Annotated in this window: 20 protein-coding genes; 5 read left to right on the top strand and 15 right to left on the bottom strand. The window is 73.3% G+C overall.

Annotated features, from left to right (window positions below; genetic code table 11):
- Positions 1-332: 332 nt before the first annotated feature.
- Entirely contained in the window at positions 333-1340 is a 1008-nt protein-coding gene (locus AC07FJ_RS18710; RefSeq protein WP_479050179.1) for a stage II sporulation protein M, read from the bottom strand.
- Between the two features lie 130 nt (positions 1341-1470).
- On the opposite strand from AC07FJ_RS18710, the gene AC07FJ_RS18705 reads away from it, so the two are divergent.
- Positions 1471-2400 carry an RDD family protein gene (locus tag AC07FJ_RS18705; protein WP_479050177.1) on the top strand — a complete coding sequence of 310 codons (930 nt, stop codon included), beginning with the start codon at positions 1471-1473 and terminating at the stop codon, positions 2398-2400.
- Positions 2401-2407: 7 nt separating this feature from the next.
- Here the strand turns inward: AC07FJ_RS18705 and AC07FJ_RS18700 are convergent, their stop codons facing one another.
- The 8 genes from AC07FJ_RS18700 to AC07FJ_RS18665 form a co-directional block, all read right to left on the bottom strand.
- Complete coding sequence (locus AC07FJ_RS18700) at positions 2408-3022, bottom strand: hypothetical protein (protein ID WP_479050175.1); 615 nt, start codon at positions 3020-3022, stop codon at positions 2408-2410.
- Positions 3023-3240: 218 nt separating this feature from the next.
- Positions 3241-4698, bottom strand: a complete 1458-nt coding sequence (gene ahcY, locus AC07FJ_RS18695; RefSeq protein ID WP_479050173.1) for an adenosylhomocysteinase — start codon at positions 4696-4698, stop codon at positions 3241-3243.
- 328 nt (positions 4699-5026) lie between these two features.
- Entirely contained in the window at positions 5027-5998 is a 972-nt protein-coding gene (locus tag AC07FJ_RS18690) for a cation diffusion facilitator family transporter (protein ID WP_479050171.1), read from the bottom strand.
- Positions 5999-6085: 87 nt separating this feature from the next.
- Complete coding sequence (gene manA, locus AC07FJ_RS18685; protein ID WP_479050170.1) at positions 6086-7300, bottom strand: mannose-6-phosphate isomerase, class I; 1215 nt, start codon at positions 7298-7300, stop codon at positions 6086-6088.
- 37 nt (positions 7301-7337) lie between these two features.
- On the bottom strand, positions 7338-8474 hold the full coding sequence (locus tag AC07FJ_RS18680) for an SIS domain-containing protein (RefSeq protein ID WP_479050169.1): 1137 nt from the start codon (positions 8472-8474) through the stop codon (positions 7338-7340).
- A 92-nt stretch (positions 8475-8566) separates the two neighbouring features.
- The gene (locus AC07FJ_RS18675; protein ID WP_361428662.1) at positions 8567-8749 is read right to left on the bottom strand and encodes a Trm112 family protein; all 183 of its coding nucleotides are present in this window, start codon (positions 8747-8749) and stop codon (positions 8567-8569) included.
- Positions 8750-9697: 948 nt separating this feature from the next.
- The gene (locus tag AC07FJ_RS18670; protein ID WP_479050167.1) at positions 9698-11065 is read right to left on the bottom strand and encodes a phosphomannomutase/phosphoglucomutase; all 1368 of its coding nucleotides are present in this window, start codon (positions 11063-11065) and stop codon (positions 9698-9700) included.
- A gap of 45 nt (positions 11066-11110) precedes the next feature.
- Positions 11111-11551, bottom strand: a complete 441-nt coding sequence (locus AC07FJ_RS18665; protein ID WP_361428779.1) for a DUF3499 domain-containing protein — start codon at positions 11549-11551, stop codon at positions 11111-11113.
- Between the two features lie 243 nt (positions 11552-11794).
- Between AC07FJ_RS18665 and AC07FJ_RS18660 the strand changes: the two genes are divergently transcribed.
- Positions 11795-12202, top strand: coding sequence for a metallopeptidase family protein (locus AC07FJ_RS18660; protein WP_361428781.1), 408 nt, complete (start codon positions 11795-11797; stop codon positions 12200-12202).
- Between the two features lie 6 nt (positions 12203-12208).
- On the opposite strand, the gene AC07FJ_RS18655 is transcribed toward AC07FJ_RS18660, so the two are convergent.
- From AC07FJ_RS18655 to AC07FJ_RS18645, 3 genes are all read right to left on the bottom strand, one after another.
- Positions 12209-13771: a DUF5719 family protein gene (locus AC07FJ_RS18655; RefSeq protein WP_479050165.1), complete on the bottom strand. Its 1563-nt coding sequence runs from the start codon at positions 13769-13771 to the stop codon at positions 12209-12211.
- Positions 13768-17442 carry a glycosyltransferase family 2 protein gene (locus AC07FJ_RS18650; RefSeq protein WP_479050163.1) on the bottom strand — a complete coding sequence of 1225 codons (3675 nt, stop codon included), beginning with the start codon at positions 17440-17442 and terminating at the stop codon, positions 13768-13770. The genes AC07FJ_RS18655 and AC07FJ_RS18650 overlap by 4 nt, the downstream gene beginning before the upstream one ends.
- A gap of 453 nt (positions 17443-17895) precedes the next feature.
- Entirely contained in the window at positions 17896-18159 is a 264-nt protein-coding gene (locus tag AC07FJ_RS18645; protein ID WP_023588371.1) for a WhiB family transcriptional regulator, read from the bottom strand.
- 694 nt (positions 18160-18853) lie between these two features.
- Between AC07FJ_RS18645 and AC07FJ_RS18640 the strand changes: the two genes are divergently transcribed.
- From AC07FJ_RS18640 to AC07FJ_RS18630, 3 genes are read left to right on the top strand one after another with little or no spacing between them, the layout of a single operon-like run.
- Positions 18854-19384, top strand: a complete 531-nt coding sequence (locus AC07FJ_RS18640) for a cysteine dioxygenase (RefSeq protein ID WP_361428670.1) — start codon at positions 18854-18856, stop codon at positions 19382-19384.
- A gap of 13 nt (positions 19385-19397) precedes the next feature.
- Positions 19398-20354 (top strand): 2-phospho-L-lactate transferase, encoded by a 957-nt coding sequence (gene cofD / locus AC07FJ_RS18635; protein WP_361428672.1) that lies wholly within the window; start codon positions 19398-19400, stop codon positions 20352-20354.
- Positions 20355-20356: 2 nt separating this feature from the next.
- Positions 20357-21715: a coenzyme F420-0:L-glutamate ligase gene (locus AC07FJ_RS18630; RefSeq protein ID WP_479050214.1), complete on the top strand. Its 1359-nt coding sequence runs from the start codon at positions 20357-20359 to the stop codon at positions 21713-21715.
- A gap of 313 nt (positions 21716-22028) precedes the next feature.
- On the opposite strand, the gene AC07FJ_RS18625 is transcribed toward AC07FJ_RS18630, so the two are convergent.
- The 3 genes from AC07FJ_RS18625 to AC07FJ_RS18615 form a co-directional block, all read right to left on the bottom strand.
- A complete protein-coding gene (locus AC07FJ_RS18625) occupies positions 22029-23000 on the bottom strand; it encodes a DNA-3-methyladenine glycosylase family protein (RefSeq protein WP_479050161.1) in 972 nt (323 codons plus the stop codon).
- A gap of 72 nt (positions 23001-23072) precedes the next feature.
- Entirely contained in the window at positions 23073-24155 is a 1083-nt protein-coding gene (gene manB, locus AC07FJ_RS18620) for a mannose-1-phosphate guanylyltransferase (protein ID WP_468288861.1), read from the bottom strand.
- A 110-nt stretch (positions 24156-24265) separates the two neighbouring features.
- On the bottom strand, positions 24266-25762 hold the full coding sequence (locus AC07FJ_RS18615) for a peptidoglycan recognition protein family protein (protein WP_479050160.1): 1497 nt from the start codon (positions 25760-25762) through the stop codon (positions 24266-24268).
- Positions 25763-25876: the final 114 nt, after the last annotated feature.

Raw genomic sequence — 25876 nt, 5'->3', positions numbered from 1 at the left:
CCCTTCGGTGTTTCCAACCTTACCAGATTCTTTTTCCGTTCCGTTTCCGGTTCGGATTCCGTTTCCAGTGGCCGTTGGAGGGCCTTTGCCTTTCGACTGTTCCGACTTTATCAGAATCATTTCGGCCGACCTAATCGGCTTGGTGATTCGAAAGGGAATCGGAATGGCTCCGCAGGAATCGCATTCCCGAGTGGAGCGAGATCGAGACTAGCCGCTACGTCCGAGCTTGTCCAGCTCCACGCAACCGTTTGAATCTACCTCCCCACCGCTCCCGTGTCAACGGGTTTGGCGGGCGAAGAGGAGACTAGCAGGTCAGGCAGGCCCTACGCACATCAGGCGGCGGTGGGGAGCTCGGCGCTGCGTTCGGCGGTGTCCACGTCGCCCGTGTCGCCGGCGCGGGCAGCGCGGCCGCCGAGGACGTACACGTACACGAGGAAGGCCAGCTCAGCGGCGATGCCGATGGTGATGCGGGCCCACGTCGGGAGACCGGAAGGGGTCACGAAGCCCTCGATGACGCCGGATACGAAGAGGACCAGCGCCAGGCCGATGGCCATGCCGACGGCGGCGCGTCCTTGCTGGGCGAGGGCCGTGCGGCGGGACTGGGGGCCGGGATCGATGAGGGTCCAGCCGAGGCGGAGGCCCGTGCCGGCGGCGACGAAGACGGCGGTGAGTTCGAGCAGGCCGTGCGGGAGGACCAGGCCCAGGAAGGTGTCGAGGCGGCCGGCGGAGGACATCAGGCCGATGCCGACGCCGAGGTTCAGCATGTTCAGGAACAGGATCCAGAGCACCGGCACACAGAGGAAGGCGCCGAGAACCAGGCACATGGCGGCGGCCTGGGCGTTGTTCGTCCACACCTGGGCGGCGAAGGAGGCAGCCGGGTGGCTGGAGTAGTACGTCTCGTACTGGCCGCCAGGGCGGGTCATCTCGCGCAGCTCGGCGGGGGCGGCGATGGCGGACTGGACCTCGGGGTGGGTGCCGATCCACCAGCCGATGACCGCCGCGAGGAGGGTGGAGAGGACGGCCGTAGGGATCCACCAGTGGCGGGATCGGTAGACCGCGGCCGGAAACCCGGCCGTGAGGAAGCGGACGGCATCGCGCCACGAGGCGCGGCGGGTCCCGGTGACGGTGGCGCGGGCGCGGGCCACGAGCTGGGTGAGCCGGGCCGTGAGCATGGGGTCGGGCGCACTGGACTGGATCAGGGAGAGATGGGTCGCCGTGCGCTGGTAGAGGGCGACGAGTTCGTCGGCCTCGGCGCCGGTGAGGTGCTTGCCGCGGCGCAGGAGCTGGTCCAGGCGGTCCCACTCGGCTCGGTGGGCGGTGACGTAGACGTCGAGGTCCATGATCGGCTGCTGCTCCAGGCACTCGGTACGTACGGGCGTGCGTGCGGTTCTACTGCGGCGGCGCGCTGATGGTCAGCTTGGCAGACTGGGGTTCGAAGGGGTCGGGGAAGGGTGAAGAAGGGTGGGCGCCATGAGCGGGGTTGTGACGGGGGATGCCGTCGTACTCGGACTGCAGCCCGCCAGGCTGCCGAGCCGGGCGCTCGCCCTGCTCATCGATCTGGTGGTGGTGTGGGCGGCGTATCTGCTCATATCCGTGGGACTGGCGTTCGCGACGGCGTCACTGGACGAGGCGGCTTTCACGGCCGTGTCGATAGCGACGTTCCTGCTGGTGCTGGTGGGTGCGCCGATCGCGGTGGAGACGCTGACGCATGGGCGCTCGCTGGGGAAGATGGCGTGCGGGCTGCGGGTGGTGCGGGATGACGGGGGGCCGATCCGGTTCCGGCACGCGCTGGTGCGCGGGGCGATGGCGGTGGTGGAGATCCTGATGACCTTCGGGGTCATCGCGTGTATCGCCTCGCTGGTGTCGGCGCGGGGGCGGCGGATCGGCGATGTCTTCGCGGGGACGCTGGTCGTACGGGAACGGGTTCCGGCGGCGCGGGCGACGGCCGTGCCTCCGCCGCCGCCGTGGCTGGTGGGGCGGTTCGCGCAGCTGGATCTGTCCGCGGTGCCCGACGATCTGTGGCTGGCGATCCGGCAGTACCTGACGCGGATGCGGCAGCTCGACCCGCAGGTGGGACGCGAGCTGGCGGAGCGGCTCGCCGACGACCTGGTGGCGCGGACGGGGACGCCTCCGCCGCCGGGAGTGCCGGCGGCGGACTATCTCGCCGGTGTGCTGAACGAGCGGCAGGCGCGGGAAGCGCGGCGGGCGTTCACGCCTCCTGCTGTTGGTGCTGGGACTGGTGGTGGTGAGGGGGTGGCGGTGCATCCGCGTGCGGGCGCCGCCGGTACGGGCTCGTGGGCCGGGCGCGAGGTGCGGGGCGCCGTAGGCGGCGCGGAAGACGGCGCGGCAGACGGCGGCGAGCGGGTCACACGGGCGACGGGGTTCGCGCCGCCTGCGTAGACGGGTGTCAGGGGAAGACCGAGGGTGGGGTGTCGAGGTCTTCCAGCTCGATGCCGGGGGCTGCGAGCACCACGTCGCCGACGATGTGGATCATGTGCTGCTCCCCCGTGTCGAGGGCGCTGACCTGGTACGCGTCCACGGTCAGGGGGCCGTTGTCAGTGGTGTGCGCTTCACTGTTCACCAGGGCCCAGGACTGGTCGACGGTGAGGGGTGCGAGCACCGGGTCCGTGAACGCCACGAGGCGGACGCGGGTCGCGGGGGAAGAGGGGGTGAGGCGCAGAAGACGCGAGATCGCGATGAGGAACGCCGGTGAGGTGCCGGTGAAGGCATGGGCGCGCACATTGCCTTCGGTGGCATGCGTACCGGTGGGGTCGGTACGGACCCAGGTGACGCCGTCGAGGGCGGCGCCGCGGACCTGCCAGCTCGCGGCGTGCAGCTCGAGGCGGATGGGGCGGCCGAGGTCGTCGATGGCGAGGTCGACCGAGCCGGCGTGAGCGCCGGAGGGGGTGGTGATCTGGGATACGTAGCGCCAGCCGGAAGGGCCGGGGGCGCAGTGGAAGTGCTCGTCGCCGAGGGGGGTGTGATCGTGCGGATCATGGAGCGAATAACGGCCGCGGGGCATGGGTCCTCGGGTCCTTGGGGTCGGCGTTAAGGAGCCCGCGTACGAGGCAAGCCCCCGACACGGGGGTGCGGGGGCCTGCCTTGGTGCGTGCTGCTGCTGTTACCGGCTGAGCCTGCTGCTCCCTGCTGCCTGCTCCCCGCTCCTTGCCCCCGGCCGCTGCCGATGTGCACCAGTGCACGGGTGTCGTCGGCGGTGGCCGGTGGGCCGGGAAGCAGGGATCAGTAGCGGTAGTGGTCCGGCTTGAAGGGACCGTCGACCTCGACGCCGATGTAGGCGGCCTGCTCGGGGCGGAGCTTGGTGAGCTTCACGCCGAGCGCGTCGAGGTGGAGACGGGCGACCTTCTCGTCGAGGTGCTTGGGCAGCACGTAGACGTCGGTCGGGTACTCCTCGGGCTTCGTGAACAGCTCGATCTGGGCCAGGGTCTGGTCCGCGAAGCTGTTGGACATCACGAAGGACGGGTGACCGGTGGCGTTGCCCAGGTTCAGCAGGCGGCCCTCGGACAGCACGATGATCTTCTTGCCGTCCGGGAAGGTCCAGGTGTGGACCTGCGGCTTGACCTCGTCCTTGACGATGCCCGGGATCTTGGCCAGGCCGGCCATGTCGATCTCGTTGTCGAAGTGGCCGATGTTGCCGACGATCGCCTGGTGCTTCATCTTGGCCATGTCCGCGGCCATGATGATGTCGCGGTTGCCGGTCGTGGTGATGAAGATGTCCGCCTTGTCGACGACCTCGTCGAGGGTCGTGACCTGGTAGCCGTCCATCGCCGCCTGGAGCGCGCAGATCGGGTCGATCTCGGTGACGATCACGCGGGCGCCCTGGCCGCGCAGGGACTCCGCGCAGCCCTTGCCGACGTCGCCGTAGCCGCAGACGACCGCGACCTTGCCGCCGATCAGGACGTCGGTGGCGCGGTTGATGCCGTCGACGAGCGAGTGGCGGCAGCCGTACTTGTTGTCGAACTTCGACTTGGTGACCGCGTCATTGACGTTGATCGCCGGGAACAGGAGGGTGCCGTCGCGGTGCATCTCGTACAGACGGTGGACACCGGTGGTGGTCTCCTCCGTCACGCCGCGGATCTCCGAGGCGAGGCGGGTCCACTTCTGGGGGCTCTCCGCCAGGGTGCGGTTCAGGAGACGCAGGATGCAGGCGTACTCCTCGCTGTCCGCGGTGGACGGGTCCGGGGCCTCGCCGGCCTTCTCGAACTCGACGCCCTTGTGGACGAGGAGGGTGGCGTCACCGCCGTCGTCCAGGATCATGTTCGGGCCGCCGGTCGGGGCGTCCGGCCAGGTCAGCGCCTGCTCCGTGCACCACCAGTACTCCTCGAGGGTCTCGCCCTTCCAGGCGAAGACCGGGATGCCCTGGGGGTTGTCCGGGGTGCCGTTCGGGCCGACCGCGATGGCGGCGGCGGCGTGGTCCTGGGTGGAGAAGATGTTGCAGGACGCCCAGCGGACCTGCGCGCCGAGGGCGACCAGGGTCTCGATGAGCACGGCGGTCTGCACGGTCATGTGCAGCGAGCCGGTGATGCGCGCGCCGGCGAGCGGCTGGGCCTCGGCGTACTCCTCGCGGATCGCCATCAGGCCGGGCATCTCGTGCTCGGCGAGCGTGATCTCCTTGCGGCCGAACTCGGCCAGGGAGAGGTCGGCGACCTTGAAGTCCTGTCGGTTGGCGACAGTCGTCATTGTTGAGCTGCTCCTCGTGTTGGGTCGAGGGTGGGTACGGCTTGCTCTGCGTGTGACGGGCACAAGGATGCCCGGGCACGCGCAGTGCAGTCGTCGGAGGCCCTCTCTCCCTCGGACGGTCCGTCGGGGACCGCCCGACCGCCATCAGCAGCGACGTCTGGCTGTGTCACGAATCTACACCGATCGCTCCGGCGTCCCACAGTCCGGAGGGGTGTGGGATTCAGCCCACTTCCCGTCGTGGCCGACGCGCGAAGGCCCCCGCGCGCGGCTGCGTGCGGGGGCCTCGCGGGCCTTGCCGGGGGCACCCGGGGGTTTCCCGGGGCGGGGGTCAGTGGGCGTCGGCCGGGCCGCCCGAGGGCTTGACGGGGTCGGTGCCCGCCGCCGCGGCGTCCTTGTTGTAGATGTCCGGCTCCAGGTAGATCACGCGCGCGATCGGGACGGCGGCGCGGATCCGCTCCTCGGCGGCGTCGATGGCCGCCGCGACCTGGGCGGCGGTGTCGTCGTGCCGGACGGCGATCTTCGCCGCGACGAGCAGCTCCTCGGGGCCGAGGTGGAGCGTACGCATGTGGATGATGCCCGTGACGGTGGTGCCGTCGACCAGCGACTCCTCGATCTTCTTCACCTCGTCGACGCCGGCCGCCTCACCGAGGAGCAGCGACTTCGTCTCGGCGGCCAGGATGATCGCGATCAGGATCAGCAGGATGCCGATGCAGAGCGTGCCGATGCCGTCCCAGACGCCGTCGCCGGTCACCAGCGCGAGGCTCACGCCCACCAGGGCCAGGATCAGACCGACCAGCGCGCCGAGGTCCTCCAGGAGGACGACCGGCAGCTCGGGGGCCTTGGCGCGGCGGACGAACTGCTTCCAGGAGAGGTTGCCGCGGAGCTGGTTCGACTCCTTGATGGCCGTGCGGAAGGAGAACGTCTCGGCGATGATCGCGAAGACGAGGACGCCGACCGGCCAGTACCAGGACTCGATCTCGTGCGGGTCCTTGATCTTCTCGTAGCCCTCGTAGATGGCGAACATGCCGCCGACCGAGAAGAGGACGATCGAGACGAGGAAGGCGTAGATGTAGCGTTCGCGGCCGTAGCCGAAGGGGTGCTGCGGGGTGGCCTCGCGCTGCGCCTTCTTGCCGCCGAGGAGCAGCAGGCCCTGGTTGCCGGAGTCGGCGAGGGAGTGGACGCTCTCCGCCAGCATCGACGACGAACCACTGAAGACGAATGCCACGAACTTGGCCGCGGCGATCGCGAGGTTCGCGGCGAGCGCCGCCACAATCGCCTTGGTTCCGCCTGACGCGCTCATGCGTGCGGGTGTCCCTTCGTTGTTCCTTGAGGGGGGTGGTGGTTCGTACGGCCGCACATTGTTGCAGCAGGCGGGGCGGAGGGTGCGTCAGGCCACTACGGTGGCCCGGAAGACGGTGCCCCTACCGGACAGTCGGGTCTTTTCACCCGCCGGTACGAAGACGGACTGGCCTGGGGCGAGGGTGAGGTCGTTCGCCCGGGGGGCGCCCGCGGTGGCGAGCAGGATCTGCGGGGCGGGGGTGGTGAGGTCGACGGGGGCGGCGCCTTCGGCCCGTACGTAACGGGAGAGGCGGAAGTCGTCGAACGGCGTTTCGTAGACCTCCTCGCCCGACACGGGCGACGCCTCCGGGCGCAGGATCAGGGGGTCGCCGGCCTCGAAGCGGACGACGCGGAGGAGCTCCGGGACGTCGACGTGCTTGGGGGTGAGGCCGCAGCGCAAAACGTTGTCGGAGTTGGCCATGATCTCGACGCCGAGGCCGCTGAGGTACGCGTGCGGGACGCCGGCGCCGAGGTAGAGGCCCTCGCCGGGCTGGAGCCGTACGTGGTTGAGCAGCATGGCCGCGATGACGCCGGGGTCGCCGGGGAAGTGGTGGGCGAGGGTGGCGTACGGGGCGTGGGGGCCGCCGAGGCGTTCGCAGGCGGCGGCGGCTTCGGCGACGGTGGCCGCCATCTCGGTGCGGTCGGCCGACAGCACCGCCGTGAGGACCTCGCGCAGGGCGGCGTCCGCGGGGTGGGCGTGGAGGAGGTCGACGTACGGCTTGAGGGAGTCGACGCCGAGGGCGCCGAGGAGCTCGGCGGTGTGGTCCGGGTCGCGGAAGCCGCACAGCCCCTCGAAGGAGGTGAGGGCGCAGAGCAGCTCGGGCTTGTGGTTGGCGTCCTTGTAGTTGCGGTGCGGCGCGTCGAGGGGGATTCCGGCGCGCTCTTCGGCGGCGTACCCCTCCTGGGCCTGGGGGAGGTCGGGGTGGACCTGGAGGGAGAGGGGGGCGGCGGCCGCGAGGAGCTTGAGGAGGAAGGGGAGGCGGGGGCCGAACTTGGCGACGGTGGCCTGGCCGAGCTCCCGCTCCGGGTCGGCGTCGATGAGGGCGGAGAGCGTCTGTTCGCCGGTGCTGGTGCCGGCGGTGGTACCGGTGCTCGTGCCCGTGGTGGTGCCCGTGCTGCGGGTGACGCGGGAGGGGGCGCCGGGGTGGGCGCCCATCCACACCTCGGCCTGGGGCTCGCCCGTGGGGGCGGTGCCGAGCAGTTCCGGGATGGCCGTCGTGGAGCCCCAGGCGTAGGGGCGGACGGTGTTGGAGAGGCGGTCCATGTTCTTCGCTTTTCTCGTCCGTCGCGTGGGTTGCGGTCTAGGGGGTGGGAGGGCCCGACGCCAGCGCCATGTAGACGGCCGCGAAGTCCGTCACGGCGAGCAGCTCGGCCAGGGCTTCGAGCTCGGTGCCCTCTTCCGGTTCCAGTTCGCTGACGGCCGTGTCGTGGCTGAGGGCGAGTTCGCGGGCGGCCGGGGCGGCGCTGAGGCCGCCCACGGAGTGGTCGCGCAGCAGCACGACCCGCGCGCGCAGGGCCTGTGCCTCCTCCACGCGGTCGCGGAAGAAGTCGTCGAGGTCGGCACCGGCGGCGTAGTCGCCCTCCAGGAGGACGCCGTGGGCCGGGAGCGCCTCGGGGAGCTCGGCGGCGATGGCGGGGCGACCGGCGAGCTCGGACAGTACGGAGGCGAAGCGGCGGCCGACCGGGGCGGCGGCCGGCCCCTCGGTCCAGATGAGGGGCAGCGTGTCGACGAGCTCGGTGGCGAGCGTCTTGGCGGGGTTGCTGTACGTGGCGACGGCCGGGCCGCAGCGTTCGGCGATGGTGTCGAGGCGGTCGGCGACCTTCTGGACGGCGTCCGCGGGGGCGGTGATCAGGCCGACGCGGTCGAGGAGCGCGAGGAGCGGTGTGAACAAGGCCCACAGCGCACTCGGGCTCGCCGCGTGCGTCTCCTCGGACAGCTCGTGGGGCGCGGTCGCCATCGGGACGACGAGGCCGTGCCGGCCGTCCACGGCCTCGGACAGCGGAGAGCTTCGCGGGGCGACGGCCACGACGGTGACGCCGCGGCGGTACGCCTGCTCGGCGAGGAGCGCGAGGCCGGGCTCGCTGCCGTCCGCGGTGACGATCAGGAGCAGGTCGACGGAGCCGGCCCAGCCCGGGAGCGCCCAACGCAGGGCGCCGGCGGCGGGCGCCACGCCGGTGGAGCGCAGGTGGGCGACGGGCGCGGAGGCGCCGGCGAGGGCGGCGACCAGGTCCGCGACGCCGGTGGCGGCGGTGCCGGGGCCCGCGACGAGCACGGCACGCGGGCGGCCCTCGGGCTGCAGCTCGGTGACGCCTGCCTCGGCGGCGTGGCGCGCGGCGGTACGTACCCGGGCGCCTGCTTCGGCGGCCCCGCGCAGGAAGCTGCGGCTGTCGATGCGGGCCAGAGCGTCCGGGTCGTCGAGCAGCGACTCGTCGAGCATGGGGTGGGGCCTCCGATCGCCGTGCGGTGGGTGGGGCGGGTGCCGGGCGGGATGCGGCGCCGTCAGGCGGGGCGACGCCCGGGGCGACGCCGTCAGGCGGGGCGGCGGGCCTCGTCGACCAGCAGCACCGGGATGCCGTCCCGTACGGGGTACGCCAGGCCGCAGTCCTCGCCGGTGCAGATCAGCTCGGGGGTCTCGTCCGCCGTGCGGTCGCTGAGCGGGGCGTGGCAGGCGGGGCAGGCGAGGATCTCGAGGAGGCCGGCTTCGAGCGGCATGGGGTGGGTCCCTTCGAGCGTGTCGAACGTGGTGGTCGTGGTGGTGGCCGCGGGGTGTGCGGCGGCTGTGCGGCAACGCCACGTCAGCCTACCGCCGGGGGAGCGGGGGGCGCGGGTTGGCGGGGCGGCGGGGGCGGTGTGGTGGGGCGGGGGTCTTCCCCCACCCCGCCCCTTCCCGAAACCGGGGGCAAGCCCCCGGCCCCCGGTCCGCCGCGGACGGCGGCGCTCCGCCTGCGGCCCTGCGGGCGCGGGGAGCAGGGCTTCGGCTCCGGCCCGGCCCCGGCCCCGACGCGTGCACCGGCACCACGGCGGGCGCCGCCCCGCGGCACGCAAGCTGCCGGGACCCGGCCCGGCCCGGCGGGCCTGCGGGCCTCCGGGCCGGCGGCCCTGCGGGCGTCGAGGCTCAGCGGCCCTTGCTCCGGCGTCGAGCCGAGGCCCGATCGGCGGGAAAGCCCGGGCCCGGCCCCGCCCCGCGTGCCGACGCGGCGCCGCGTCCCCGCGCGGTCCTGGTGCGGTAGGCGCACCCTGGGCCGGTACCGGCCACACTCGGAACGCCCGAGGAGGCACGGCCCGAGCCGGAGTCCCGGCCCACGGCCAGCGCGCCCCGGCGCGCCCCGGGCCGCTACCGGCCACCACGCGGAACGCCCGAGGAGGCACAGCCCAGGCCCTGGCCCCCGGCCCGCGGCCAGCGGGCCAGCGGGGCGCTACCGGCCACCACGCGGAACGCCCGAGGAGGGACAGCCCGCGCCCTGACCCCCGGCCCGGCGGCCCGCGGCCAGCGGGCCAGCGGGCCAGCGGGCCAGCGGGCCAGCGGGGCGGCGGGCAGCGGGCAGCGGGCCAGCGGGTCGGCGGGGCAGCGGGTCGGCGGGGCAGCAGCCGGAGTGTCAGACCCCCGCGCGGCGAGCCCGCGGCGCAGTCGCGGCTCCGCGGGCGGCCCCGCCGCAGTGGTCAGGCGCTGCGGATCAGGGCCAGGACCTCGTCGCGGAGCTTCGTCATCGTCGGCTCGTCCCTCGCCTCCACGTTCAGGCGGAGCAGGGGCTCCGTGTTGGAGGGGCGGAGGTTGAACCACCAGTCCGAGGAGGTCACCGTGAGGCCGTCGAGGTCGTCGAGGGTGACGTCCGGGCGGGCGGCGAAGGACTCGCGGACCGCGGCGGTGCGGGCGGCCTGGTCCGGGACCGTGGAGTTGATCTCGCCGGAGCCGGCGTAGCGGTCGTACGACGAGACCAGCGCCGACAGCGTGCCGTCCTGGCCGCCCAGGGCCGCCAGGACGTGGAGGGCGGCCAGCATGCCGGTGTCCGCGTTCCAGAAGTCGCGGAAGTAGTAGTGGGCGGAGTGCTCGCCGCCGAAGATCGCGCCGGTGCGGGCCATCTCCGCCTTGATGAAGGAGTGGCCCACCCGCGTGCGTACCGGCGTGCCGCCGTTCTCGCGGACGACCTCGGGGACGGACCACGACGTGATCAGGTTGTGGATGACCGTGCCGCCCGGGTGCTTGGCGAGCTCGCGCGCCGCCACCAGGGCCGTGATCGCCGACGGCGACACCGGCTCGCCGCGCTCGTCGACCACGAAGCACCGGTCGGCGTCGCCGTCGAAGGCGAGGCCCAGGTCGGCGCCCTCCGCGACGACGCGGGCCTGGAGGTCCACGAGGTTCGCCGGGTCGAGCGGGTTCGCCTCGTGGTTGGGGAAGGTGCCGTCCAGCTCGAAGTACATCGGTACGAGGGTGAGGGGCAGGCCCTCGAAGACCGTGGGGACCGTGTGGCCGCCCATGCCGTTGCCCGCGTCCACCACGACCTTCAGGGGGCGGATGGAGGTCAGGTCCACCAGGGACTTGAGGTGGGCGGCGTAGTCGGTGAGCGTGTCGCGCTCGGTGAGCGTGCCGGACGTCGCGGCCGCGGCCGGGGCGCCCGCCGACAGCCAGGACTCGACGAGCTCGCGGATCTCGGCGAGGCCCGTGTCCTGGCCGACCGGCGCCGCGCCCGCGCGGCACAGCTTGATGCCGTTGTACTGGGCGGGGTTGTGCGACGCCGTGAACATCGCGCCCGGCAGGTCGAGCAGCCCCGACGCGAAGTACAGCTGGTCGGTGGAGCAGAGGCCGATCAGGGTGACGTCGGCTCCCTGGGCCGCCGCGCCCCGGGCGAAGGCGCCGGACAGGCCCGGCGAGGAGGGGCGCATGTCGTGTCCGACGACGATGGCCTCGGCGGCCGTCACCCGGACGAACGCCGCGCCGAAGAGCTCGGCCAGCTCCTCGTCCCACTGATCCGGCACCACCCCGCGGACGTCGTACGCCTTCACGATCCGTGACAGATCAGCAGCAGTCACTGCCCCTACCCTCCTGCAAGCCTTCGATGAGGAGGAACAACCTACCTACGAGTCGGGGGAGCGCAGTACCCGGAGGTGGCCTCGGCGGCCGACCTCCACCGGGTCGCCCGCCCGGCCGCCCGGCTTGCCGCCGGCCTGGGCCTGGGCGGCGCGCTCCCGCTCGTGGGGGCGGGCCGCTTCCCGTACGGCGTTGGCGAGCGCTTCGAGGTCGTCACCGCTGGGGCGGGTGGGCGTGGAGCCGTCCGAGAGGCGGACGACCTCCCAGCCGCGCGGCGCGGTCAGGCGCTCGCTGTGCTCGGCGCACAGGTCGTAGCAGTGGGGCTCGGCGTAGGTGGCGAGCGGGCCGAGGACCGCGGTCGAATCGGCATAGACGTACGTCAGTGTCGCGACGGCAGGGCGGCCGCACGCGGTGCGCGAACAGCGACGTACAGGGCTCACGATGTTGGACGGTACCGCACTCTTGAGCGGGCCGCGACGACTCTCCACCACGTCACTCGCCCGTGTCGCGGTGTGACGTCCGGCACAGGGCCCTGTGCGGCGGCTCCGCTGACCTGCGCGGGAGGGGGAACGGCCCGGATCCGCGCGGCCGGGTCGGCCGACGAGAGCCGGAACGAATGTGGTCAATACCGGCCGTCATCGCGGCCGTTCCGCCGCGCCGAATCGATCTCGAGCTTGGCCGGAATGTTCAATAAGCGACAGGGGCGACGAGGGAGCTACCCTGCGTGAGTGATGGACAGTTCCGTACCACCCCGCCGCCGCGATCGACACGGCCGCGGCATGCGCGGGCCCGTCGCCCCGCCCCAGGTTCCGCTCTCCGCCACGCGCGCGGACACCTTCCGGGATCTGGTGCAGGACTCCGTCGAGCGGCTGGAGCGGCGCTGGCCCCAGCTGGCCGAGGTCGACTTCCACGTCCTGGAGGTGCCGGAGTCCCCGGAGGACTCCGTACCGCTGGGGGTCTCGCTTCCGGCCGGCCGCGACCGGCCCGCCCGGATCGTCGTCTACCGGCGGCCGGTCGAACTGCGCGCCAAGAGCCGCGACGAGCGGGCCCTGCTCGTCCACGAGGTCGTGGTCGAGCAGGTGGCCGATCTGCTCGGGCTCGCCCCGGAGTCGGTCGACCCCCGGTACGGGCAGGACTGACCGCCGCTAGTCCTCCAGGACCGACAGGTCCTGGCGGGCCGCCGGGACCTCGACCGTGCCCCGGTCGTCCGCCAGCGTCTGCACGGTGAACATCGGAACGCCGTCGTCCGGCACCGTGAGCATCCGCGCCGCGTGGACCGGGCCGCCCGACACCGTCTCGACCGTCAGGGCGTACGAGCCCTTCAGACCGGCCGGCACCGGCGGTTCGACCGGGAGCGTCGTACCGGCCTTGACCGTGTACGTCTTGGTCGTCGGCGTGCCGCCCTCGGTGCCCGCCGACGCCACCACCTTGACCTGGGCCGTCGCGGTCGGCGCGGTGAGTGAGAGGGCGGTGCCCTCGGCGCGGTTGTCGGCGACGGTCGCCCGCTGCCCGACCGGGCCGGTCGCCGGGATGAACGCGACCTCCTGCTTGTCCCCCTTGCCGCGTACGACGCGCAGCGCCGCGACCACAGGCGTCGCCCGGCCCTTCTGAGCGGGCGACAGGATCAGCGCGCCGGCCTCGCCGCGCGTGACGTCCTTGAGGTCGACGGAGGCGGTCATCCCCGACTTGACGTGCAGTTCGCGGGCGGCGGCCGGGACGATCGTGCCCGTCCCCGTCGCCAGCTGGACCTTCAGGTCGGCGTCGTCCTCGCCGGGCGCGTACGCCACCAGCCGTACGGACGTGGCGTCCGCCGGGATGCCCGGCAGCACCAGCGTGGCCGCCGGGTCGGTGGAGGCGGGCAGCCAGTCGCTGCCGGCGGTCTCGTCGGCCGAGCGCACCACCGCGCCGACCCGGCCGCTGCGGGTGGTGACGTGAACGGTGACGTCGGGGGCGGCCGGGTCCGTCGTCAGGGTGGACAGCAGCACGGGCACGCTGGACCGGGCCGGGACCGGGATGCCCTCGGCGAGCTGGGACTTCAGGGCGCCGTTCGGGCCGTACAGCTCGATGTCGGCGACGACCGCCGTGTCGTCGGGGTTGGTCAGGTGGACGTAGTCCTGGCGCTCCTTGGCGGTGGAGGCGCCGGGGAACCAGAAGTCGGTGTCCGGGGGCGTGCAGCCGACGCCGAGCAGGCCGCGCGCGCCGCCCGCCGGGACCGTGGTGGTCTGCTGGGTGGTCCAGCCGGGGGCGAGGCGGCCGGAGGCCGTACCGACCAGGGCGGGGGCGTCGCCGCCGTTCTCCTCGGCGGAGACCGGCTTGCCGGGCTGGGCGAGGGCGACCACGGGCTTGTCGGCGGCGGCGGCCGGCTTCTTCGCGCCCTTCGCGCCCTCCGCGGCCTGCTCGTCCTTCTTCTTCGGTGTCGCCGTCGTGTCGTCGGCCGCCGACGCCGTCGCCGGCTTCAGCTCCGCCCGGCCCGCCGCGTCTCCCGAAGCGGAACCCGCCGGCGTGAACGACGTGTACACCGTCTCCGCCACCTCCGAGGTGCTGGGGGCCGGGCACAGCAGGGTGGAGCGCTCCACGGGCAGCCGTGTCGGGGCCTTCGCGACCGCGGCGGGGGCTGCGCCCCCGTCGGGCTCGGTGAGCACGGCGAAGCCGGTGACGGCGGCCAGGGCGGTGACGGCCGCGAAGAGGGAGAGGGTCGTCCGGTTCACTGGTTGCCACTCCCGTCGGGACGCTGCTCGTGCTGGTGCTGGTGCTGGTGCTGGTGCTCGTTCTCGTACGCGTAGCCGTACGGCGGGTCATACGCACCGCCGTACTGGTTCTGCTGGTACGGGCCCTGCTCGTAGGTGCCCTGGCCGTACGGGTCGTACGGCTGCTGCTGCCCGTACTGCTGTTGCTGCGGGTACTGCTGCTGGTACGGGTCGTACGGCTGCTGCTGGTACGGGTCGTACTGCTGATCCGGCTGCGCGTACTGGTACGGATCCGGAGCCGGAGCCTGAACCGGATTCGTATCCGCGTCCGGTACGGGTGCGGGCACGGGCTCCGGCTCCTGAGCCGCGGCCTCCGCCGCCTCCGCTTCCGCCGCTTCCGCCGCCGCCCGCAGGCGGCGCGCCCGGCGGCCGTCGCCCGTGACGTCCTGCGCCGGGATCGCGACGGGCTCCTCGGGGAGGTCGTCGTCGACGTCACGGCGCCGCCCCGGCAGGGCCAGGATCAGGAGCACGACGGCGAGGGAGCACTGGCCCCAGATCCACGCCCGGTGGGTGAGCGGGGCCTCGTACGTCAGGTCGAGGCGGCCGCCCTCGGCGGGCAGTTCGAAGCCCTGGGCCCAACCGTCGACGGTGGTCTTCTTCAGGGCCTGGCCGTCGAGGGTGGCCTGCCAGCCGTCGTCCGCGCGGTCGGCGATCCGCAGCACGCGGCCGGAGCCGCCGGCCGGGATCTCGGTGTGCGCCTCGACCGGCCCGGAGGCGACCGGGAGCCGCTCGCCCTTGCCGGGCGGGACGATGGTGGCGCGCGCGACCTGGCGGTCGACCCGCCACAGGGCGCTGCCGTCCAGCTGGCTGAGGCGGCTCAGGCCGGGCGTGGCGTCCAGGACGCGGCTCATCTGGCGCGGTGCCCCGTCCCGTACGAGCACGTACCGGATGGCGAAGCCGCTCAGCTGGTCGGACTGGTCGGCGCCGGAGCCCGCCACGAGGTGCGCGACGACCTTGTCGAGGCGGGTGTCGCCGCCGCCGGCCTCCGTCAGCTCGGCGTCGCCGAGGCGGCCGCCGGAGCCGCGGACCAGGGTGTACGAGACCTCGCCCGGCGACGTACAGCCGAGGATCAGCGTGCGGGGCTGGTCACGCGTGTCGGATTCCTCGGCGACGAACGCCGGGACCTGCACCGGGTCGCGCCGTTCCAGGGGCCCGGCCGCGCCGCCGAGCATCCAGCCGGCCGCGGAGAGGACGGGCCCGACGGCGGCGGCGAGCGCGATCAGGACGGCGACGGGCTGGCGCCAGCCGAAGCTCTGCGCGGCGACGCGCGTGCGGCCGCCCTCGGCGCCGAGCATGCCGGCGGCGATCAGGGCGCCGCCGTACACGAGGGTCGCGGGTCCGGCCCAGCCGGAGCCGGTCGGGCCGGAGCCGTTGGACAGGACGGCAGTGACCAGGCCGACGAGTGCCGCCACCCAGGCCGTACGGACGGCGAACTGCCGCTCCGCGCGCAGCAGGGCCGCCAGCGCCGCCAGGACCAGGCCGATCAGGACGAGTCCGCCGACGGTCTTCGGGCCGCCCGGGCTGGCGCCCAGCAGGTCGAGCGCCGTCGCCGTCCCCGTACGGACGTCCATGCCGGCTTCCCGGAGGAGGGCGGTCGGGTCGGTCAGCAGCGACAGCGACCAGGGGGCCAGCGCCAGCAGCGGGGTGCCGACGGCCGCCAGGAAGCGGAGGGCGTACGCGAAGAAGTCGTCGCGTCGCAGGGCGAGCACGACGAGTCCGAGGACGACGGCGAGCGGCCACACGACGGGCGTGAAGGCCATCGTGAAGGTGAGCAGGAGGGCGTACGCCCAGGTCCCGCGCCAGCTGCCGCGCGGTGCGCCGGGGCCGCCGCCGCGCAGCCCGTGGGCGGCGACGGCGGCGCGCGCGAGCAGCGGCAGCACGACGGCGAGGACGGCGGTGCCGAGGCGTCCGGTCGCCAGGGCGCCGGTCGCGGCGGGCAGGAAGGCGTACGCGATGGCGCCCCAGGCGCGGAGCAGCCGGGACTCGACGAGCGAGCGGGAGGCGAAGTACGCGGTGATGCCGGCCAGCGGCACGGAGCAGACGAGCAGCACGGTGAGCGCGAGGCCGGTGGAGCCGAGGAACAGCCCGGAGAGCGCGGCGAGCACCGCCAGGTACGGGGGCGCGGTCTGGGTGCCGCCGGTGGAGAGCGGGTGCCAGGCGTCGGCGTACCGGCTCCACAGCTCCCCGACTCCGTCGGGGACGGGCAGCAGGGCGCCGCCCGCCAGGGAGCCGCCGCCGAACAGGCCGCGGCAGGCGACGACGGAGACGAGCAGGAGGAGTGCGAAGAGGACCGGGCCGGGCTTGCGGGCGATCTTCTTCAGGCGGGCGAACTGCTCGATCTCCAGGTAGTCGGCGTCGTCACCGCCCGGTCCGGACTCGACGACGCCGTGCCGGGAGCCGCCCGAATCGGCGTCCGCGCCGCCGAAGTTGGACATGACCTGTTCGACGGTCGCGCGGACGGTCGCGCCGGGCGGCGGGAACAGCGGCCGCAGTTCGGCCGGTTCGACGGCTCTGTTCTTCCTCCTGCGGCGGGCGGCGATGATCCGCTCGGGCCGCAGCAACGTGCCGAACAGGCCCATCACTTCGTCGACGGCCTGGCCGGGCGCCTTGCCGAGGATGTAGGCGAGGGTACGGAGGAGGGTGCCGACGACGAGCCGGAGCAGGACGTACGGGAAGGCGGCGCCGCGCGCGTTGGCGAGCAGGGTGTAGACGGCGCCCGCCTTGTCGACGCGGTGGGGGCTGGCGACGGAGCGGCCGACGCAGTCGACGGTGCGGCGCTCGCGGGCGGAGGCCTCGGCGTGGCGCAGGACGGCGTCGGGGGCGACGAGGACGCGGTGGCCGGCGGCGTGGGCGCGCCAGCACAGGTCGACGTCGTCGCGCATCAGGGGCAGGCGCCGGTCGAAGCCGCCGAGCCGCTCGAAGACGTCGCGGCGGATGAGCATGCCGGCGCTGGAGACGGACAGGACGGAGCGGACCTGGTCGTGCTGGCCCTGGTCCTGTTCGCGCCGGTCGAGGCCGGTCCAGCGACGGCCGCTGTTGGCGATGGAGACGCCCACTTCGAGCAGCTGCCTGCGGTCGTACCAGCCGCGCAGCTTGGGTCCGACGATCGCGGCGTGCTCGTCGCCGTCGGCCACGCGCAGCAGCTCGGCGAGGGCGTCGGAGTCGGGGGCGGAGTCGTCGTGGAGGAGCCACAGCCACTGGACGGGCTCGCCGTGCGGGAGCTCCGGCAGGTCGTACGCGTCGTCGCGCCAGGTCCGGCTGACCGGGTCCCAGCCGCTGGGCCGCTTCAGGTAGGGCAGGTCGTCGGGGCCGAGGACGGGGGCCGTACGGGCGGCTTCCTCCACGGCCGCGCCGAATCCAGTGCGGCGGGCGAGGTGCAGCACCCGCTCGTCGCCGATGGCCTCAGTGACCAGCCGTGCGGAGTCGTCGGCGCTGCCGGTGTCGGCGGCGATGACGTTCTGTACGGGGCGTTCCTGGCCGAGCAGCCCGGCGAGGACGTCCGGCAGCCAGCGCGCGCCGTCGTGGGAGACGAGCACGGCGGTGACGACGTGGCGCGGGAACTCCGGCCCGCCCGACGCCAAGGCGGCGGAAGCGGCGGAATCGGGGGAAAACGCGGCTGTGGTGGCGGACATCGAGGTACGGGCCCTCCGGCCGGGGGTCGCCCGCTGGGGGCGTGGGAGCGTCTCGGACGGAGGCCCACACTAATGGCTGACACGACGGCGGTCCGCCGCCTGTGGACAGAGCACGGGCGGCGGACCGTTCCTCACGTCATCGCGTCGGCCTTTTCCCCGGCCGCGCGGCATGTCGCTTCGCGTCTCGCTTGACGTCTCTCTTTGCGACTTTGCGTACGCGTGTGCGCCGCGCGGTCGTACGACGGGCCTCGCGGCCGGTCCTGCGGCGGCCGGGACCCGCGGCCGACTCGGGTGGCCGGGTCCCGCGGCCGCGCGGCCGGATCGCGGCTCGGTACGGCCCGTGCGTCGTCGCGACGTGGTCGGGATGCGGTGAGATCCGGTCGACGCCTGTCGCGTTCTGGACGCGTTCTGGTCGTGATGGTCGTGATGCGGTCGGTAGAGGCCGAGCGGCGCTCAGACAGCGGCTTTCTTCAGCCGTCGGCGCTCGCGCTCGGACAGCCCGCCCCAGATTCCGAATCTTTCGTCATTGGCGAGCGCGTACTCAAGGCATTCCGAACGGACTTCGCAGGCGAGGCACACCTTCTTCGCCTCGCGCGTGGAACCGCCCTTCTCGGGGAAGAAGGACTCCGGATCGGTCTGGGCGCACAACGCGCGCTCCTGCCAGCCGAGTTCCTCGTCCGCGTCCTCGACCAGCAGTTCCTGGAACAACTCGGTCATGTGCGCCCCTCGTCTGTCATTGCGTCCCCGCGTATGTCGCCCCGCTTTCCCGTTTTCGGGCGAACGACACGGGTGAAATTACAAGTGCGGTGCTCCGGGCCAGTCAAGCCGAGATCTGCTATTGAGCCCGGTATTCACTCGGCGGAACCAAAGCTATGCGGAAAGTGTTCAAATCAGCAAAAATGAGACACATGCCGCCTCCGCGCCCGCACCCTTGTCTTTCGGCACGTCTGCGCCCCTCATCAAGGGAGGACGTCCACGGCTTCGATCTTGTTGCGATCGAGACGATGAAGCGACCCGGATCACAGTCAGGTCACGAGACCGCGACGACGTTTGCGCGGGCGGTTGCTGCGCCATGTCTCCTGCTTCGCGGGCGCACAAACCTTTCTCCGGACGGAGTAACCGGATGAGGTGAAACATTGCACCCAAACCGGGCATTGGGTTGACAGCGGGATATCGGGCCGGTCACCTTTGACGCATGCCAGCGACCACAGCGCCTTCCGCGACCCACGCCCGTGGGTTCCGCAGCGCTGCCCCGACGCGCCCGAGCGCGCTCTGTCGCTGTCGCCGTTCCTGTTGCTGTTGATGCCGTAGCGCTCCAGCCACTGCCTTCCCCCTGTCTTCCCCCGCGTTCTCGCGCGTGCTCCGCCGTCTTTGCGTACCGCTTCTTTATGCCGAGGGACCACCCCACTCCATGAACAGCGACAGCGACCTCCAGATCGCCGGCGACATCCTCGCCGTCCAGCACCTGCTCCAGCCCGCCAAGGCCCACCCCTCCACCGTGGCCGAGTTCGCCGGGCTCGCCCGCTCCATCGCCGCCGACCGCGCGCAGTGGGAGCCGCTCGTCCGGTACGACGCCACGACCCGCTGGTACCACCGGCTCCGCACCGGGCCCGGGTACGAGGTGTGGCTCCTGTCCTGGGTGCCCGGGCAGGGCACCGGGCTCCACGACCACGGCGGCTCCTCCGGCGTACTGACCGTCCTGGCGGGCGAGCTGACGGAGCGTACGGAGCGCGCGGGACTTGCGGAGGGGGGCGCGCGGAAGCTGTCGCAGGGCGCGCAGCGGATCTTCGCGCCCGGGTACGCGCACGAGGTCGTCAACGACTCGCTCGAACCGGCCGTCAGCCTGCACGTCTACTACCCGGGCCTGACCGAGATGCCGATGCATGCGCCGCAGGCGAGCCGGTCGTGCTCCCCGGCGACACGGGGTGTCGTACCCGCCTGACAGACTGCTGTGCATGCGCATTGTGGCTCTGGCCGGTGGCATCGGCGGTGCCCGTTTCCTGCGCGGCCTCAAGCAGGCCGCGCCGGACGCGGACATCACGGTCGTCGGCAACACCGGTGACGACATCCATCTGTTCGGGCTGAAGGTCTGCCCCGACCTCGACACGGTGATGTACACCCTGGGCGGTGGCATCAACGAAGAGCAGGGCTGGGGGCGGGCGGACGAGACCTTCACGGTCAAGGGCGAGCTCGCCGCGTACGGGGTGGGGCCCGAGTGGTTCGGGCTCGGCGACCGCGACTTCGCGACCCACATCGTGCGGACGCAGATGCTGGGCGCCGGCTATCCGCTGAGCGCCGTCACCGAGGCGCTGTGCGCGCGGTGGCAGCCGGGCGTGCGGCTGCTGCCGATGTCCGACGACCGGGTCGAGACCCATGTCGCCGTCGAGGTCGACGGGCAGCGCAAGGCGGTTCACTTCCAGGAGTACTGGGTGAAGCTGCGCGCCTCCGTCGACGCGCAGGCGATCGTGCCCGTCGGCGCCGAGCAGGCCAAGCCGGCGCCCGGGGTGCTGGACGCCATCGGGGAGGCCGACGTGGTGCTCTTCCCGCCGTCCAACCCGGTCGTCTCCATCGGCACCATCCTCGCCGTGCCCGGCATCCGCGAGGCCATCGCCGACGCGGGCGTGCCCGTCGTGGGCCTCTCCCCCATCGTCGGGGGCGCGCCCGTGCGCGGCATGGCCGACAAGGTGCTGGCGGCGGTGGGGGTCGAGGCGACGGCCGCGGCGGTCGCCGAGCACTACGGCTCCGGGCTGCTCGACGGCTGGCTCGTCGACACCGTGGACGCGGGCGCGGTCGCGGAGGTCGAGGCGGCGGGGATCCGCTGCCGGGCGGTGCCGCTGATGATGACCGACGTGGACGCGGCGGCGCGGATGGCGCGTGAGGCGCTGGACCTCGCAGAGGAGGTGCGGGCGTGAGCGTGAGGCCCTCGTCGCCGCCGTCGCCGTCGCCCTCGCCGTCGCCCTCACCGTCGCCGTCGCCCTCGTCGCCGTCGTATCGGGTGTGGGCCGTGCCGGGGCTGCCGGAGGTCCGGCGGGGGGACGACCTGGCCGGGCTGATCGCGGCGGCGGAGCCGGGGCTGGCCGACGGGGACGTGGTGATCGTCACGTCGAAGATCGTCTCCAAGGCGGAGGGGCGGGTCGTCACCGCCGAGGACCGTGAGGCCGCGATCGACGCCGAGACGGTACGGGTGGTGGCGCGGCGCGGCACCCTGCGGATCGTGCAGAACCGGCAGGGGCTCGTCATGGCCGCGGCGGGTGTCGACGCGTCCAACACGCCCGCCGGGACGGTGCTGTTGCTGCCCGAGGACCCGGACGCGTCGGCGCGGGCCATCCGGGACGGGCTGCGGGACGCACTCGGCGTCGACGTGGGTGTCGTCGTCACCGACACCTTCGGCCGGCCCTGGCGCAGCGGGCTGACCGACGTCGCGATCGGCGCGGCGGGGGTGCGGGTGCTGGACGACCTGCGCGGCGGCACCGATGCGTACGGAAACCCGCTGGTGGCGACGGTCGTCGCCAGCGCCGACGAACTCGCCGCGGCGGGCGACCTGGTGAAGGGCAAGGCGGCGGGGCTGCCGGTCGCGGTGGTGCGCGGCCTGCCGCACCTGGTGGGCGACGCGGCTGACGGTGCGCGGGCGCTGGTGCGGGACGCCGAGAGCGACATGTTCCGGCTCGGCACGTCCGAGGCGGTACGGGAGGCGGTGACGCTTCGGCGCACGGTGCGGGAGTTCACGGACGCCCCCGTGGACCCGGGCGCCGTGCGGCGCGCGGTCGCCGCGGCCCTGACGGCGCCCGCGCCGCACCACACCACGCCGTGGCGCTTCGTCCTTCTGGAGTCGGCCGAGTCGCGGCTGCGGCTGCTGGACGCGATGCGGGACGCCTGGGTCGCGGACCTGCGCGCGGACGGGCTCGGCGAGGAGGCGATAGCCCGGCGGGTGCGGCGCGGCGACGTGCTGCGCCGGGCGCCGTACCTGGTGGTGCCGTGCCTCGTGACGGACGGGGCCCATACGTACGGCGACGCGCGGCGGGACGCGGCGGAGCGCGAGATGTTCGTGGTCGCGGCCGGGGCGGGGGTGCAGAACTTCCTCGTCGCGTTGGCGGGTGAGGGGCTGGGGTCGGCGTGGGTGTCGTCGACGATGTTCTGCCGTGAGGTGGTGCGGGAGGTGCTGGGGTTGCCGGGGGCGTGGGATCCGATGGGGGCGGTGGCTGTCGGGCGGGCGGCGGGGGTGCCGCGGGAGCGGGGGGAGCGGGAGGTGGGGGCGTTCGTGGAGGTGCGGTGAGGGCTCCGCTGCGCGGGCTTTTCCCCCACCCCGCCCCTTCCCGTAACCGGGGGCTTCGCCCCCGGGCCCCTGGATTTCAGGGATGTGGGGGCTGACGCCCCCACGGCCCCGTGCGCGGCGGCTTCGCGCCGCGGGGGTGGCTAGGGCCCGGCGCTGCGGCGGCTTCGCGCCGCAAGAGCGGCGAGGAGGTCCGGCAGCGGGCGCGGCCCCGCCGCGAAGCGGGCATCGCAGCGCCGCAGGTGCGGCGCGGTCAGGGCGCAGGCCCTTCGCCCCGGGGGCCGCACAGGGTGCCCAGGGCCCCAAAGGCCCCGGCTCACAGGGTCGTGATGTTCCTCGGCGTCATCCTTGGGGCGCGGCGTGGTGGGGTGTGGCCGCTCAGGAGGATGAGGCGGGTGGCGCGGTGGCGTTGGCCGGCGTAGGGGGTGAGGAGTTCCAGCATGGCCGCGTCGTCGGCGGCGCGGTTGTCCGCCAGGGCGTGGCCCACGATGCTCGGGAGGTGGTAGTCGCCCACCGTGACCGCGTCGGGGGCGCCGTTGGTGCGTTGGACGACCTCGGCGGAGGTCCAGGGGCCGATGCCCGGGATCAGTTCGAGGCGCTGCTGGGCCTGCTCGGGGGGCATGGTCGCCGCTTCCTCCAGGCGGCGGGCCACGCGGACCGCGCGCAGGATGGTGGCGGAGCGCTTGGCGTCGACGTTCGCGCGGTGCCACTCCCACGACGGGATCAGCGCCCAGGTGCGGGGCTCCGGCATGACGTACAGCCGGTCGTTCGGCCCCGGGGCCGGTTCGCCGAAGCGGCGGACCAGGACGCGCCAGGAGCCGTACGCCTCGTCCGTGGTGACCTTCTGCTCCAGGATCGACGGGATCAGCGACTCCAGGACCAGGCCGGTGCGCCCCAGCCGCAGGCCCGGGCGGCGGCGGAGCGTCGCGGCGAGGAGGCGGTGCCTGGGGGTGAAGAGCGACGGGTCGTCGTCGGCGCCGAGGAGCGACGGGAGGCCGTCGAGGAGCCAGTCCGCGCCCGGGCCCCACGCCTCCGCCTCCACGCGGCCGCCCCGTACCGCGACCCTCAGCGTGCCGGGGCCCGCCGGGGTGCGGCTGGCCCGCCAGACCGCGCCGTCCGGTGACGTGCGGAACGTCGGGTCGCCCGGGCCCCGCCGCAGCGGGGACAGCACCAGCGGCACGTCCAGCGGCCACGGCGGTGTCCAGGCACGCGTCCGGGCGACGGAGCGCGGGCCGGACGCCTGGGCGGGGATCGGGCTGCGCGGGCGGGGGGCGTATCGGCCGGCCACGGGGAGAGTCCTTCGGGGGTTGGGTGCCCTTTGAGACTAGCCCCCGGCCGCCGCTACTGGTCGGACGAGACGCTACTGGTCCGACGAGAAGCGGATCGAACCGTCCGGGATGTGTGCCGCGCACCACACCCGTACGCCGTCGCGCAGCTCGTTGTCCGCGCCCACGTGCGCGCCGTCGCCGATGACCGCGCCGTGCAGCACCGTGCGGGCCCCGATGCGCGCGCCCTCGCCGATGAGCGAGTCCGTGACGACCGCACCGTCCTCCACGACCGCGCCGTCCAGCACGGCGCTGCCGTCGATCCGGGCGCCCGCCCCGACCGTCGCGCCCGCGCCGATGACGGTGCCGCCGGTCAGCTTGGCGTCCGTGGCGACCGTCGCCGTCGGCAGCACCAGCCGGTCGCCGCAGCGGCCCGGCACGGCCGGCGACGGGGCGCGCCCCAGCACCAGGTCGGCGGAGCCGCGCACGAACGCCTGCGGGGTGCCGAGGTCCAGCCAGTACGTGCTGTCCACCATGCCCTGGAGGTGCGCGCCCTCCGCCAGCAGGTCCGGGAAGGTCTCGCGCTCGACCGAGACGGGACGCCCGGTCGGGATGGTGTCGATGACGGAGCGCCGGAAGACGTACGCGCCCGCGTTGATCTGGTCCGTGACGATTTCCTCGGGCGTCTGCGGCTTCTCCAGGAAGGCCGTGACGCGCCCGGTCGGGTCGGTCGGTACGAGCCCGAAGGCGCGCGGGTCCTCGACGCGGGTGAGGTGCAGCGAGATGTCCGCGCCCGACGACCGGTGGGTGTCCACCAGCGCCCGGATGTCCAGGCCCGTCAGGATGTCGCCGTTGAAGATGAGGACCGGCTCGTCCGGCCCCGAGTGGAGGCGCGAGGCGACGTTGCGGATGGCTCCGCCCGTGCCGAGCGGCTCCCGTTCGGTGACGTACTCGATGTGCAGGCCGAGCGACGAGCCGTCGCCGAAGTACGGCTCGAACACCTCGGCGAGGTACGAGGTCGCCAGCACGATGTGCTCGACGCCGGCCGCCCGCGCGCGGGCCAGCTGGTGCGTGAGGAACGGCACGCCGGCCGCCGGGACCATCGGCTTGGGTGTGTGGACGGTCATCGGCCGCAGCCGGGTTCCTTTGCCACCGACCAGGAGGATCGCTTCTGTCACCAGTCGTCTCTGCTTCCTGCTGGGGCCGGTCGATGGAGGGAACACCGGTCATATGACCGATACGACCGGACAGTGTATGCAGACCGTTCGGTACAGCCGTCCCCGGTTCGTCAGCGGCCCTGGTACTTGGCCGACGAGGCCCGGGCCGTGCCGAGCTTGCCGTAGAGGCGGTCACCCGGGCAGTCGGTCGAGAACCCGTCTCTGTGCCCGGAGATGACGTTCAGCTTGACTTTGGTTCCCTTCGGATAGAGGTTTCCGCCGCCGGACGTCAGTGTCGTCTTGGCCCGTGGGTCCTTGCCGTGCAGGCCGAGCTTCCACGCCGTGAGCCGGGCGACGGCCGTCACCGAGGCGGCGGGCGGTGTGCTGGAACTGTACGTGCCGATCACGGCGATGCCCATGCTGTTGCTGTTGAAGCCCAGGGTGTGCGCGCCCATCACCGGCTTGGCCACGCCTCCTGCCCGGCCTTCGTAGATGTTTCCGCACTTGTCGACGGCGAAGTTGTAGCCAATGTCACGCCATCCGCTGCTCACGACGTGGTAGCGGTAGATACTGCGGAGGACGGAGGGCGCCTCCTTGCAGGTGTAGTTGTTGCCGGTGGCGCTGTGGTGCAGGAACGCCGCCTGGACGGACTTGGTGTAGACGAAGTCGCGTTCGCGCAGCTTCTCGTCGGCGCCCCAGCCCTTGCGGGTGATGATGCGGGGGCGCGGGCCGATGAACGGCTTCGCCACGACGTCGGCGTCGGTTCCGGTGTCGAGGCTCGCCTCGGTCTCCTCCTTGGTGAGCTCGGGGATTTCGAGGGCGCCGATGGCGGCGAGGTCGGCGTTGACGGCGGAGCTGGCGGCCTCTTCGGGGGTGAGGGCGGAGCCGGAGGTCTGGTCCTGGTTGGGGTCGGCGCCGTTGGCTGTGCCGGCGCCCGTGCCGGTGTCGGTGGTGGGCGTTCCGGTGTCTGTGCCCGTGCCGGTGCCGGTGCCGGTGTCTGTGCCGGTGCCGGGGTTCGGGGTGGTGCCGGCGTCTGTGCCCGTGCCCGTACCCGTGCCCGTACTGGTGCCGGGGTTCTCCGGGCCCGGGGCCGGGGTGGCCGGGGCGGGCGGCGGGTCGTCGCCCGGGTCGACGAGCTCGATGCGCAGGCCCCTCGGCAGCGGCGCCGCCGAACCGCCGGCGCGGGGCGCCTCGGACCGTACGCGGACCTCCACGCCGTCCGAGTCGCCCACCCACAGCGGCGCGGTGGAACCGCGCACCGAGGCCGCCTCGCGCTCGGGTGTGCCGAGGTCGGCGGCGTGGGCGTGGTTGTGCGTCTCCACCGCCTGCCAGCCGGACCACTGCCCGGTGGCGGTGGCCCGGGTGCGGACCTGGACGGTGCCGTGCAGTTCGTCGTCGGGGTCGTCCCAGACCACGCCGACCAGCGAGAACGGCTTGACGGCCCGTTTCAGCAACCCTTGCTGGGGCACGCCCGGGGCCCGTTCGGCGGTGAGGGGCGCCAGGGGGAGGGACTGGGTGGAGCCGGGCAGGGACGCGTCGTCGGCGCGGGCGTCGCCCGACAGCGGGGGCAGTACGAGGGCGGCGGCGGCGCACGCGACGCCGATCGAGGATGCAAGGAAGGCACGCATGAGCCGATCGTGGACATTCCCGGCGTGATGCGCTTCTCGGGGAAACGCCCTGAAAAGTGACGGGCCGTCGGTCCGGACGGTGGACGGTGTCACCGGGACGGCCGCACACCCGGG

The organism is Streptomyces sp. NPDC045998, assembly GCF_056430285.1.
The sequence above is the reverse complement of the archived record's forward strand: the minus strand, read 5'-3'. Positions and strand labels throughout refer to the sequence as shown.

Coding starts and splice junctions, on each gene's coding strand:
- AC07FJ_RS18690 (WP_479050171.1), bottom strand. CDS start 5,998: ATGAGCGCGTCAGGCGGAACCAAGGCGATTGTGGCGGCGCTCGCCGCG.
- AC07FJ_RS18660 (WP_361428781.1), top strand. CDS start 11,795: ATGGACAGTTCCGTACCACCCCGCCGCCGCGATCGACACGGCCGCGGC.
- AC07FJ_RS18710 (WP_479050179.1), bottom strand. CDS start 1,340: ATGGACCTCGACGTCTACGTCACCGCCCACCGAGCCGAGTGGGACCGC.
- AC07FJ_RS18650 (WP_479050163.1), bottom strand. CDS start 17,442: ATGTCCGCCACCACAGCCGCGTTTTCCCCCGATTCCGCCGCTTCCGCC.
- AC07FJ_RS18645 (WP_023588371.1), bottom strand. CDS start 18,159: ATGACCGAGTTGTTCCAGGAACTGCTGGTCGAGGACGCGGACGAGGAA.
- manA (WP_479050170.1), bottom strand. CDS start 7,300: ATGGACCGCCTCTCCAACACCGTCCGCCCCTACGCCTGGGGCTCCACG.
- AC07FJ_RS18615 (WP_479050160.1), bottom strand. CDS start 25,762: ATGCGTGCCTTCCTTGCATCCTCGATCGGCGTCGCGTGCGCCGCCGCC.
- AC07FJ_RS18640 (WP_361428670.1), top strand. CDS start 18,854: ATGAACAGCGACAGCGACCTCCAGATCGCCGGCGACATCCTCGCCGTC.
- AC07FJ_RS18705 (WP_479050177.1), top strand. CDS start 1,471: ATGAGCGGGGTTGTGACGGGGGATGCCGTCGTACTCGGACTGCAGCCC.
- ahcY (WP_479050173.1), bottom strand. CDS start 4,698: ATGACGACTGTCGCCAACCGACAGGACTTCAAGGTCGCCGACCTCTCC.
- cofD (WP_361428672.1), top strand. CDS start 19,398: ATGCGCATTGTGGCTCTGGCCGGTGGCATCGGCGGTGCCCGTTTCCTG.
- AC07FJ_RS18700 (WP_479050175.1), bottom strand. CDS start 3,022: ATGCCCCGCGGCCGTTATTCGCTCCATGATCCGCACGATCACACCCCC.
- AC07FJ_RS18680 (WP_479050169.1), bottom strand. CDS start 8,474: ATGCTCGACGAGTCGCTGCTCGACGACCCGGACGCTCTGGCCCGCATC.
- AC07FJ_RS18675 (WP_361428662.1), bottom strand. CDS start 8,749: ATGCCGCTCGAAGCCGGCCTCCTCGAGATCCTCGCCTGCCCCGCCTGC.